At 66.4% G+C, this 9715-nt stretch carries 8 protein-coding genes; 2 read left to right on the forward strand and 6 right to left on the reverse strand.

The features are described from left to right. Nucleotides 1-15: 15 nt before the first annotated feature. The 5 genes from OKA04_RS04770 to OKA04_RS04790 are packed head-to-tail and all read right to left on the reverse strand — an operon-like array spanning nucleotide 16 to nucleotide 6559. Entirely contained in the window at nucleotides 16-1488 is a 1473-nt protein-coding gene (locus OKA04_RS04770) for a tryptophan 7-halogenase (RefSeq protein WP_264499989.1), read from the reverse strand. Between the two features lie 26 nt (nucleotides 1489-1514). Beyond that, on the reverse strand, nucleotides 1515-3053 hold the full coding sequence (locus tag OKA04_RS04775; protein ID WP_264499990.1) for a tryptophan halogenase family protein: 1539 nt from the start codon (nucleotides 3051-3053) through the stop codon (nucleotides 1515-1517). Nucleotides 3054-3109: 56 nt separating this feature from the next. Continuing rightward, on the reverse strand, nucleotides 3110-3808 hold the full coding sequence (locus OKA04_RS04780; RefSeq protein ID WP_264499991.1) for a sigma-70 family RNA polymerase sigma factor: 699 nt from the start codon (nucleotides 3806-3808) through the stop codon (nucleotides 3110-3112). 4 nt (nucleotides 3809-3812) lie between these two features. Continuing rightward, the gene (locus OKA04_RS04785) at nucleotides 3813-6164 is read right to left on the reverse strand and encodes a serine/threonine-protein kinase (RefSeq protein WP_264499992.1); all 2352 of its coding nucleotides are present in this window, start codon (nucleotides 6162-6164) and stop codon (nucleotides 3813-3815) included. Nucleotides 6165-6211: 47 nt separating this feature from the next. After that, a complete protein-coding gene (locus tag OKA04_RS04790) occupies nucleotides 6212-6559 on the reverse strand; it encodes a VOC family protein (protein WP_264499993.1) in 348 nt (115 codons plus the stop codon). On the opposite strand from OKA04_RS04790, the gene OKA04_RS04795 reads away from it, so the two are divergent. After that, nucleotides 6558-6710: a hypothetical protein gene (locus OKA04_RS04795; RefSeq protein ID WP_264499994.1), complete on the forward strand. Its 153-nt coding sequence runs from the start codon at nucleotides 6558-6560 to the stop codon at nucleotides 6708-6710. The genes OKA04_RS04790 and OKA04_RS04795 overlap by 2 nt on opposite strands. A 54-nt stretch (nucleotides 6711-6764) precedes the next feature. Beyond that, a complete protein-coding gene (locus tag OKA04_RS04800; protein ID WP_264499995.1) occupies nucleotides 6765-9371 on the forward strand; it encodes a hypothetical protein in 2607 nt (868 codons plus the stop codon). A gap of 69 nt (nucleotides 9372-9440) precedes the next feature. Here OKA04_RS04800 and OKA04_RS04805 read toward each other — a convergent pair whose 3' ends face one another. Beyond that, complete coding sequence (locus tag OKA04_RS04805) at nucleotides 9441-9704, reverse strand: hypothetical protein (protein ID WP_264499996.1); 264 nt, start codon at nucleotides 9702-9704, stop codon at nucleotides 9441-9443. Nucleotides 9705-9715 lie beyond the last annotated feature (11 nt).

The raw sequence follows: 9715 nt of genomic DNA on the forward strand, positions 1-9715 counted from the left end.
GGCGCTGCTGGAGGCTCAAGGCAGCGGCACGCGCGGTGCGGGCTTCACGGCATTCCGCGCGGCGCCGAGGCAGAGCTCGGCGGGTACGGCCTGGCGTGCGAGCTGGCGGCGCTGTTCGCAGTGGGAGTCCCAGACCTTTTGCTCGCTGGCCGGGATCTCCGGGTGGTGGCGGAAGGGCACGCCGAGGCCGAGCAGTGCGGCCATCCACGACTCCAGCCCGACGACGCCCGGCCAGCCGGGGATGCAGGACTCCAGCACCGGCGAGGGGCCGATGCTCTGGTAGAGATCCACCAGCTCCGCGAGTGCAAGCGGCTTCGTCTCGCGCGCCGCTTTCCAGAAGCCGGAGTCGCTGGCAGTATTGAAGCGGTAGTGGATGGCGTGGAAGTCGCGCGTCTCGTCCCATGCCTGGGCCGCCACGCGATTGTAGAGCTCGCGGCTGCGCTCGCCGATGATGCCGTCATTCTCCACCAGGATGCGCAGCAGCCATTGGACGTGGCGGATGAGGTGGACGAGGCGGAGGGAAGACAGCGGCTCGAGGAAGCCATTCGCATCCCCCACTGCCACCACGTTCCCGGTCCATGGGGCGGTGCGATGGCCGCAGTCCCACGCCTGCACCTGCGGGACCAGCGAGGAATCGCCGGCCTTTGCCACGAGTTCGGAGCAAGCCTGATCGTCGCTGGTGAATCCCGGATTCCACGCCATGCCCATGCCCACCGAGTCATCGTGCTCCACGCGCCAGCGCCAGCCGCTGTCGAGCGTCTCCAGCGTGGTGAAGGGGCGGATTGGCTCGCTGCCGCGGCGGCGCAGCACGGTGGCCGCGCGGGTGCAGGGCAGATCGTAGCCGGTCCATGCCGCATTCCCCGCGAGGGTCGCGACGTGGGCGTCGCGGCCCGTGGCATCGACATAGAGATCCGCGGTGATCGAGCCGCCGCCTTCCAGTTGCAGCGTGTCCGGGTCGCGGGTGAAGCCGGTCACCTTTCCCTCGCGCAGGATCACACCCGCCACGCGGCACGCGCGCAGCAGGATGGCATTCAGCGACTCGGTCTTGAAGGTGAGCCCGGTGATGTGCTCCAGCGGCTTGAAGGCATTGGCACCATCGCGCGGGAAGAGTTTGCCCGCCGCCATCAGCGCCGCGCCGGGCGACGACGCGTCGAGGCCCTTCTCCGCGGCCAGGAAGCCGGACAGATTCCCGGCGAAGGGCGCGTCGAAGGAGCGGAAGAAGGTGCCCCGGGCACCCCACAGGCACTTGAAGCCGAGCGTCCACACCGGGCGCCCCTGGAGGTGGACATCCGGCCCCTGCAGGCCCACGGCGTGGACCAGATGCTGAAGTACGGAGGGCGTCGTACTTTCACCGGCCGGGCCGGTGGCGGCCTGAGGGTCGCGCACCAGGATCACGGGCAGGTTTGGCAGCGCGCGCTTCAGCGTCGCGGCGGCGAGCAGGGCATCGGTGCCGGAGCCGGCGACGACGAGATTGCGAAGAGGGTTCATGGAAAAAGTCGTGGGGGAGTGCGGTTTCAGGTCCACTGCCAGCCGGGCTTGCGGATGGCGTCGAGCGCCTCGCGGACGGACACGCCGCCCCTTGCCACGCCCGAGAGCTTCTGACGATGGCGGTCGAATGCCTCGCGTTCCTCCATCGCGGCCAGGTGCACGCGCTCGTAGGGCACCTGCATGCCCACCAGCATGGCGAGGAAGCCTTCCACGCCGTAGATATTCGGCCGGTTCGGCACGGCATGCACCAGCAGCGCCGGGCTGGGCCCCACCTCGCGATAGAGGCGGTAGAGCTCCTCGTAGTTCCCCAGGCTCGTGTGCTCGCGGCAGTGCGTCCAGAAGGGCGTGGAGAGCCGGGTATTGAACTTGTAGTGGAAGGCGAGGAAGTCGCGGATCTCGTCCCACGCCACGCCCACGATGCGGTTGTAGCTCGCCTTCATCGCCTCGTCCGGAGATCCGCCGGTGACGTGCAGCGACTCCACCAGCCAGCGTGCCTCGTAGATGATCTGCGCGAGGGCGGTGGCCTCCAGCGGCTCGACGAAGCCCGAGGCATTTCCCACGGCCACCACGTTGCCCACCCAGTTCCGCTCGTAGCGGCCGCTGCGGAATTTCACGATGCGCGGCTCGGCGGTGATCTTCGGGTTCTTCGCCAGCAGCTCGGCCTTCGCCTCGTCATCGGAGACGAAGTCGCTGCCATAGACATACCCGCGGTTGATGAAGGTCTCGTGCTCGATCTGCCAGCACCAGCCGTGGTCCATCGTCTCAGCGGTGGTGTAGGGCAGGATGGGCTCGTCCGTGCGCTCCCAGCCGGCGATGACCGCGCGGTCGCAGAAGAGCCCGCCGGAGAAGCTCTTGAAGGGCTCGTCCAGCGCCTTGCCGATCAGCTCGGAGCGGAAGCCCGAGGCATCCACGTAGAGGTCCGCGGTGCGGGTACCGCCCTTCTTGAAATGAAGCGCCGTCACCTTGCCGTCCGCCACTTCCGCTCGGTCCAGCGTATCGTCCTCGATGGTCACGCCACTGCGTGCGGCGATCGATTCCAGGCAGGTGACCAGCCGGTGATTCTCGATGTGGAAGGCGTACTGGCCCTTGATCACCGGCCGGTTGAGCGGGCCGGTCGTGAAGGCCTTGCCCTGTCCCATGAGGGCACCGGCCTGCGAGAGATTCGCGCAATCTCCCGCTGCGAAGAAGCCCGTGGCCTTCCGCGTGCCGGGGAACTGCTGGTCGTACTGGAACTCGAAGTCGTAGAAGAACTCCTCGCGCGGTCCCCACAGGAAGCGGATGCCCTGCTTCCACGTCGGCTGCGCTTCCTGATAGAATTCCTCCTTGGAGATCCCCAGCGTGTCGAAGAAATGCGCGGGAAAGACCGCCGTGGTCCCTTCGCCGACGCCGATCACCCCGATCTCCGAGCTGCGCACCAGAGTCACCTCCAGCGCCGGCATCAGCCGCTTCAGCGTGAGCGCCGCGAGCAATCCGGCACTGCCGCCACCCAGCACCAGCACGCTGCGGATCGCGGCCGGGGCACTACCTTCCGATTCAGAGAACGAGACCATGGTCAGGACAACCATGCCAGCGAATGCGGGGCAGGGTGGCAAGGGGGAAGACGAGGGCATTCCGTCTGCATTCAGCGCACCCACACCTCCACCAGATGGCGGAATTCCGCATCGACTTCGGCGGGGTCGGCCGTGGAGGCGATCTCGTCGCGGATCCGCTGGCGGAATTTCTGGCGCAGCCGGTGGATGGCCACTTTCAGCGCGGTCGGGGTGAGCTGCAGGGTGGCGGCGGCCGCGGTGGCGTCGCCTTGCAGCCCACCATCCAGCCACGGGCGCAGGGTGTGGAAGTGCTCGCGTTTTCCGGCGGCGATGCTTTCCGCCTCCAGGGAATCGAGCGCGCGGCGGATCAGGGCCAGAGCCCAGGCGCGGTCGTATTCCAGCTCCCATTCGGCAAGGACGGTGGCGGCGGCGCTTTCGACAGCGTCATCGAGCGGCGTGATCTCCGCGCCGCCCCCGCGCTTGGCCGCGGCGTCCCGCTCCCGCTGGTGCAGCAGGTGGTGCTTCACCGCGGCGAGCAGGTAGCTGCGGAAGCGGCCCTTCGCGGGGTCGGGCGTGCCGAGGTGCCCGCGGTCTAACAGATCCTCGAAGAAGGCGTGCGTCAGGTCCTTCGCCCGGTCCTCGCTCCCGTGGCACCAGCGGCGGGTGAAGTGAAGTACGGGCTCATAGTAGATCGTGCACAGCTCGGACAGGGCCGCCCGCGCCTCCTCGCCCCGGCCCTGCGCGCGGCGGACGAGGGTCCAGCGGGTGGAGTGGATGGCTGCTCCGCTCATCGGCTTAGTCGTGCGCGAATTCCGCCTCGCGATCCCACTCGACCATCTGCCGGATGGTATCGGAGAGATCCCCGTGGATTCTCCATTCTCCATCTTTGCTGGCGATGGGGAGCGGCATTGAGACGGCGATGTTCCTCTGGGTTCCGTAGCGCTTGAGGAAGACGGTGATGTATCCCAGATTCCCTTTCACGTGGGGGCGCGATTGGTCGCAGTTCGAGATGACCTTCATCATCTGTGGCAGGGCGGCCAGGTCGGTTTCGGAGAGGGTTCCCGGTGCGAAGGCGTTGAGGACGGCCTCACGGTCCTTCCGCTTCGCCGCGCGGATCAGCGAGTCCAGCATCAGCTCCGCGGTGGAGAGATCGTTTTCCAAGGCTGGCAGTTCCGGCAGGGCTGGCCGGCCCTCCAAGGACGGCGGGAGAATGGACGGCGTCGGCCAGGAGGGAGCGACTTGCAGTGCGACCACGGATATCGTCCCCAGGATGAAGCAGACGATGGTCGCGCGCTTTCCGGAGAAGATGATGAGGATCGCCCCGGCTCCGAAGAGAACGGTGATCGCCTCCATGCCATAGCCCTGCAATTTCATGAGCAGGCTGCTCACGTCGTCGGCCCGGGCACCATCCCCGGCGCGGTCCATGCGGATGCGCTCGGGCAATGAGGCGCGGAGCCTCTGGCTAAAGGAGGCGTGGTGCTGCTCACAGCGCTCGCTCGACCAGCGGCCACGGTCGGTGAAGCCGATGCTCAGCATGTCCAGGCCATGCACGGGAAACTCGATCTGATAGAATGCCGCGTATTCGCCCGCAGCCCGCGCCGCAGCTGCTTCCACCGCGGCCAGGTCGCGCTCGCTCAGGGAGCCGTAGGTCTTTGCGTCGCGGAAGATGAAGGAAGCGCTGTGGTACTTCGCGAGCGGGTCGAGCTGCGCCTTCAGGTGCTTGCCGATGAGCAGGCTGAGCAGCAGGGTGCCGGTCCCGAGCACGGGTGCCCAGCGCCGGAAGCGGCGGACACGCCGTGACGGATCTTCCCCGGGACGCAGGGCCACCAGTCTCAGTGGCAGCTTGCAGAGAAGGACGGCCATCGCGAAGGGAACGAGGATCCACAGCAGTGGCCAGGGCTGCTCGGAGTAGATGACGTCCGGGAAATACGCCACCTGAGAAACGACCAGCCACCCCACCACCCCTGCCAGCACGGGGAGGATGGCCGTGCCCAGCAGCAGCGTGCGATGCTCCACCCGGTAGCGCCCGGATTTCATCCCGATGACCAACCACCAGCAGCCGATGATCCCGATGATGAAGGCGACGGCACCGAAGCCGAGGATGACCGGGCTCGTCACCAGGCCCACCATCGCGCCGATGAGACCGCCACCCGACAGTCCGAGCGACCACCGCGTGATGCGGCGTTGCTGTTCCATTGAATCAGCCGCCCGCTTGACCGGTTGCGTCGGCTTGTGAGTCGACGCGCCGTCGATGCCGGAGCGCACGGCGTCCGCGCTCTGGTAGCGGCGGTCGCGTTCCTTTTCCAAGGCGCGCAGTACCACGTCATCGATGCCTGCGGGGGCGGTGCTCTTTTCGCTCGGTAGCGGGAAGCGTCCGAGGGGCAGTCCGCCGGTGAGCATCTCGTAGAAGACCACGCCGAGGCTGTAGATGTCCGCGCGGTGGTCGATCTCGCCGCTCGCCTCGATCTGCTCCGGGGCCATGTAGGCGGCGGAGCCGAGTGCCGAGCCGGTGGCCGTGAGAGTCAGGTGGCCGGGCCCTTCGCCGATCAATTGAGCGATGCCGAAGTCGGCCAGCTTCACCCGACCGCGCGTGTCGATGAGGATGTTCTCCGGCTTGATGTCGCGGTGCAGCACGCCGTGGTCATGGGCGAACTGGAGTGCGCCGCAGAGATCCGGAATGAGGGCCAGCGCCTGCTCCGGGGTGAAGCGTGCCGCGCGCATCGCCTGCCGCAGGTTCACGCCATCCACATACTCCATCGTGAGGAAGCAGTGGTCGCCGCGCTGCCCGTAGTCGTGGATGCCCACGATGTGGGGATGGCTCAGCTTTGCCAGCGTGCGGGCCTCCCGCGAGAAGCGCTCCGCAAATCCGGGATCGGCACCCAACTCGGGCGCGAGAATCTTCAGCGCCACCAGCCGGTCGAGGTGCGGCTGGCGTGCCTTGTAAACGATGCCCATGCCGCCGCGGCCGATACACTCCAGCACCTCCAGCTCGGGGAAGGCGGCTTGGATCTCCTCCAGAGGGGGCATGCCAGCAGTTGGGGCATCTTCCTTCGCGCTCGCGCCGAGCAGCGCGCACACGGGACAGAGCGGCGCATCCGCCGGGAGGGGACGCTGGCAGGTGGGGCAGGTATTTGCAGTCACGTCCATTCCTGACGATTCCCGGCCCCGTGGTTACACCGCGCGGGTGATTTTCCTCAATGCCGCCGCTGCGTCATCATGAATTCGTTTCCCTCGGGGTCGATGCACATGGCCAGGTGCAGCGGGTCTTCCGGCGTGTCCTCCGGCTCTCGGGCGAGCGTGCCGCCGCATTCCTGCAGGCGGACTATGCCCGCGCGCAGGTCGTCGAGCTGGAAGGACAGCCCGGTCCAGGTCCGCTTTCCCTCGCCCCCGCCGTGAATGCCGAGCGTGGCCCCGGCCACCACGATTTCGCTCCAGACTTCGGACTCGAAGCTGATCTCCCCGCCGAAAAGCTCGCGGTAGAATCTCAGGCACCGCTGCCAGTCGGCCGCCCACAGGACATACTTCACTTTTTCCACGCGCATGATGGCTGCCACTTCGCCGGATGGGAATGCATTCGGCAATCCGGATCTTGCAACCCTCACACGCGGGGATATTTTTGCGGACGGTCAAACCACTGGCAATCAATCGTTTGAGATGCGATTTCCGGTTGGCCGGGGAATTGCGATTGAATGAATCCCTGGCGGCACTCGTCTGCCCCGGTAACCCTTACCTAGAGGAGGACACACAATGAAACCAAGATACTTTCCGATGCTCGGCAGCCTGCTCGCCTTTACGGCAGCCGGGCCGGTGGTATTGCCGATGCCGGCAGCCGCCCAGACGGAGCAGACGCAAGCGAGCGAAGATGTGGAAGTGCTGACGCGCGGCCCCGTTCACGAGGCATTCGCGGAGTCGGTCAGTTTCGAAGCCGAGCCCGGTCTGATCATCCGCTCCGCCCCGCCGGAGGCGATCGAGGAGCTCCCGCCCGAGCAGCAGCCGGACGGCGAGAATGTCACCTGGATCCCGGGCTACTGGGGCTGGGATGACGACCAGAGCGATTTCCTGTGGATCAGCGGCGTGTGGCGAAATGTCCCGCCGGGTCGCCAATGGGTGCCCGGCTATTGGAATGACCTCGGCGACGGGGGCTACCAATGGATCGCCGGCTACTGGGCCGACACCACCACCGAAGAAGTGGACTACGTTGCCGAAGCTCCGCCAAAGAGCATCGACACCGGCCCAAACATCGCCGCGCCCTCGGAGGACCACTCGTGGGTGCCTGGTAACTGGATGTGGAGCAGCTCGCGCTACGTCTGGCGTCCCGGCTATTGGCTTGCCCTCCGCCCGAATTGGACCTGGGTGCCTTCGCGCTATTGCTGGTCGCCTCGCGGCTACACCTACGTGGATGGTTACTGGGACTATGCCGTCGTGAATCGAGGCGTGCTCTTTGCACCCGTCCATTTCCGTCGGAATGTGTGGTCGAGCCCCGGCTACTACTACCGTCCGAGCCTGGTCGTGAACCTCAGCGTTTTCGACAGCCACCTTTTCGTGCGCCCGCGCAGCCACCACTACTACTTCGGTGACTACTACGCCCCGCGCTATGCAGACATGGGCTACTACTCGGGCTTCCGCTGGCACCACCATCATCGCCGCGGGTATGATCCGATCTACGCCTACCAGCGCTGGAATCACCGCCACGACCGTGGATGGGAGCGTCGTCACGAGGACAACTACAACTTCTTCCGTGACAACGACCGCTATCGTCCGCCGCACACCTGGGCCGTGATGCAGGGTCTGCGGAACGAGAAGTTCGAGGATGATCGCAATCGCAGCCGTCTCTTCGCCCGGCCCTTCGATGGCTTCGTGAAGGACAATGACCGCGGCCTGAAATTCCGTCAGGTGGACAAAGAGCGTCGTGACCGGTTCGTCGCCGAGCGCCAGGACATGCGTGCCTTCAGCCGCCAGCGTCGTGAGATGGAGACCAGGCCCGTGGCTGCGATCGCTGACCGCAATGGTCCGGGTAATGCCGGACAAGGCCGCGGGGATGATGATCGCAAGGGTGTCTTCCGCGAGAAGCTCCGCCGCTCGCCCGTCGTGGGTCGTCAGGCCGAGCAATTCGCCAAGAACGAAGCTCCGCCGAAGCGCCCTGAAGCGCGTGGCAACAGGGCCGCTCTTCTGAACCGTGGTGGCGATGATGACGCTGCCGGTCGTGGTCAGGGCCAAGGCCGTGATCTGGCCGAACGCCAGCGTGGCCAAGGCAACGGTGCCATGCCCGGACGTGGTCAAGGTCAAGCCGGTCGCGGTAACAACGCCAACGGCGGCGATGATCAAAACGTGAACCCCGCCGAGCGCGAGCGCCGTGTCCCCGGACAGGGTCAGGGCCAAGGTCGTGGGCAAGGCCAAGGTCAGGCCGGTCGTGGCAATGCCAACGGCGGCGACGACCAGAAGGCTACCCCCGCCCAGCGCGAGCCCCGCACTCCCGGTCAAGGCCGTGGACAGGGTCAGGGCCAAGGGCAAGCCGGTCGCGGTAACGCCGGCGGCGGTGACGATCAGAAAGCCACCCCAGCCGAGCGCGAGCGTCGTGTCCCCGGACAGGGCCAAGGTCAGGCCGGTCGTGGCGGTCAAGCCACCCCGGATCGTGAAAAGGCCAATCCGCTGCAACGCAATCGCACCGCACCGGAGCGCCAGACCCAGCCGAAGACGGAAGGGGACAAGGCCACGCCGCAACGTCAGGTCCAACCAAAGACCGAGCGTCAGGCCCAGCCACAGCGCAACCCGCAGCAGCCCCAGCGTCAGGCTCAACCCCAACGCCAGGCCCAGCCGCAACAGCAACGTCAGGCTCAACCCCAACGCCAGGCCCAGCCGCAACAGCAACGTCAGGCTCAGCCTCAGCGCCAAGCCCAGCCACAGCAGCAGCGTCAGGCTCAACCCCAGCGCCAAGCTCAGCCGCAGCCGCAACGTCAGGCTCAACCCCAGCGCCAAGCTCAGCCGCAACAACAGCGCCAGGCGAAGCCAAAGGAACAGGCCCAACGCGCGCCTCAGGCGGCTGTGCAACGCGCTTCGCAAGCAAGACCGCAGGTCCAGCGTCCGCAGCAACAGGCCCGCCCTCAGCCGCAACAACGTCAGGTCCAGCGCCCGCAGCAACAGGCTCGCCCCCAACCGCAGCGTCAGGTCCAGCGTCCGCAGCAGCAGGCTCGCCCTCAGCCGCAACGCCAGGTCCAGCGCCCGCAGCAGCAGGCTCGGCCTCAACCGCAGCGCCAGATCCAGCGTCCGCAACAACAAGCCCGGCCTCAGCAGCAGGCGCGTCCACAACAGCGCCAGCAGCAGAATCGCCAGAACCGCGAAAAGAACGGAGCTTGATCGGTGATTGAAAATTCAGGCCGCGCAGGGGTTCGCCCTTGCGCGGCTTTTTCGTTTTCCGATGGCTCGTCAACCGCGCCGCTTCCTCAACAAGTGCTTCACCAGATCCATCACCCCCGCGCTCGGCAGATTTGGATCCACGTAGGCATGCAGCACGTGGAAGAGAAAGTAGTAGAAGCGGCAGGCCGCCCACACGCAGATGCCGAGCAGGATCGCCCGATGGGGATTCGGAAATTCCACCGTTACGATCAGCCCTCCTGACAAGGCGGCGAGGAAGGCGAAAAGCAGGCCCTTCGCCACGATCCAGCGCTTTGATTTCAGGTCAGGGCCCATGCCTGCGATTC

The sequence above is a fragment of the Luteolibacter flavescens genome (genome assembly GCF_025950085.1).
In the GTDB taxonomy this organism is placed as follows: Bacteria; Verrucomicrobiota; Verrucomicrobiia; order Verrucomicrobiales; family Akkermansiaceae; genus Haloferula; species Haloferula flavescens.